The following is a 1,894-nucleotide window of genomic DNA, read 5'->3' as shown; positions in this document are numbered from 1 at the left end:
TTCGGATCATAGAAATTCACAATCATCTTGGCAAGGGTCGTCTTTCCAGAACCAGAAATGCCCACAAAGGCCACCTTACTGCCTCGTTCAATGGTCAAGTTAATATCTGAGAGGACATTTCGCCCATAGCCATACTTATAGCTGACCTGTTTCAATTCAATGTCACCCTTGGTCATGCTTAAATCACGGATTGCTTTTTTATCCACAAACTCAGAATCTACCAGATAGACTTCGTTCAAGCGGTTATTGGCAACTTGCGCTGTCTGGAGCTTAGTCTGTAAATTGATGATGTTTTCTAGTGGATTTGTGAAATAAACCAGTAAGGTGTTATAAGTAATCAGCTGCCCCAAGGTCATTTTATTGTCCATCACCAAGAGGGCTCCCATCCAAAGAATAGCGATATTCAATAGGAGCTGAGCTGTTTTCTTCAAGCCGATTTGAATGTTTTCCATCCGACTATAGGCAAATGATTTTTTCAGATAGTCCACAAATTCTCTGTCAATCTTTTGGTAACGGTAATTTTCACTGGTCAAGGATTTGATTGTTTCAATCCCATTGATATCCTCGATAATGGAAGAAGACAGAATGGCATTGGATTCCATGGTATCCCGATTCATTTTCTCAAATGGTTTCATGAAGGCAAAAATCACGACGATATAAATCGGTAGTGAGAGAAGACTGATAAAGAAGAGATTCAAGTTTTGTGAGAACAAAACAATAGCCATGACAATCACGATAGAAACATCTAGGAAGATGGAAAGAATGGTACTGGCCAAGGCATCAATAATACTGTTGGCATCATTGAAGCGTGAGACAATCTCCCCTGTTCTTCTGGTCGCAAAAAAGGACATGGGTAAATGGAAGACATGCTTGATATAAGATAAAATCACATCAATTGAAAGCCGTTGCCCCAAAATGAGAAGTAGATAGCTCTGAGCATAGGCCAGAATCTGTTGCAAGATATAGACGACCACCAAACCTAAAGAAATAATCCCTAAGGTATTGCGCATCTGATTGGGGACATAGGTATCAATAATCCCCTGCATATAGTAAGAGCCCACGATATTGATGATCGTAACCAATAGAGTTGCGATAACGATATTGGCAATCAAGCCTTTTTGTCTCATCAAGATGGGCACAAAAGACCAGAGGCCATTTTTCTGTTCCTTATGAGGCTTGTATTCGGGTGCAGGGGCAATGAAAATAGAGACCCCTGTCCATTCTTGGGCAAACTGTTCCTTGGAAAGTTTGGTCATTTTAACAGCCGGATCGGGGTCGGCAATATGAACAGAATGTTTGTCATGTCCCGTCACGACATAGTAATGAAGTAACTTTTTATCCTTGATGACATGAGCGATAAAGGGGTAGATGACCCCTTTCATATCAAACAAAGACATATCCGCTTTCAGGGCTCGTGTTTCAAAGCCTAATTCTTCAGAGACCTTTACCAGTCCAAAAGCGGTCGTTCCTCGTAAGGTTGTCTTGGCCATTTCACGCAAGCTGGCCAAAGAGTAGTAGGAGCCATAGTAACCATAAATCATGGCAAGGGCTGCCACACCACAATCTCTTGCGTCAACTTGAGCTCTATAATGACGCTTTGTAAATCTCATACAAACTCCTTTATTCACAAAAGTATGGATGCCTTATGAAGGGAAAGTCTCCATAAAGGTTTTGGGGAGTTAGGAAACTCCCTCTATACTAGCTTTCTCCAGAAAAACAAACTCAGAAAGAGGAGAAAAGACGAAAGTAACTAATTCTATCATACACTAATGTGGCTTATTTTTCCAATGGTATCAATCGTTTTAAAGATATTGATCCGAGATAGGCTTGGGCTCGCTTTCACATGAAAAAGCCTCTTGTCCCAATCAAGACGAACAAGAGGCTCTCTGTCGAA

The 1,894-nt window shown here is 41.0% G+C and carries 1 protein-coding gene; it reads right to left on the bottom strand.

Translation table 11 applies throughout. The features are described 5' to 3' along the window. Positions 1-1,610 (bottom strand): peptide cleavage/export ABC transporter (locus tag DF216_RS10290; protein WP_129326774.1); only part of this gene is annotated, 1,610 nt, incomplete at its 3' end. Positions 1,611-1,894: the final 284 nt, after the last annotated feature.

The organism is Streptococcus oralis, assembly GCF_004127215.1.
Taxonomy (GTDB): domain Bacteria; phylum Bacillota; class Bacilli; order Lactobacillales; family Streptococcaceae; genus Streptococcus; species Streptococcus oralis_BD.
Note: the sequence above shows the minus strand (reverse complement) of the source record. Positions and strands in the feature narration are given on the sequence as shown.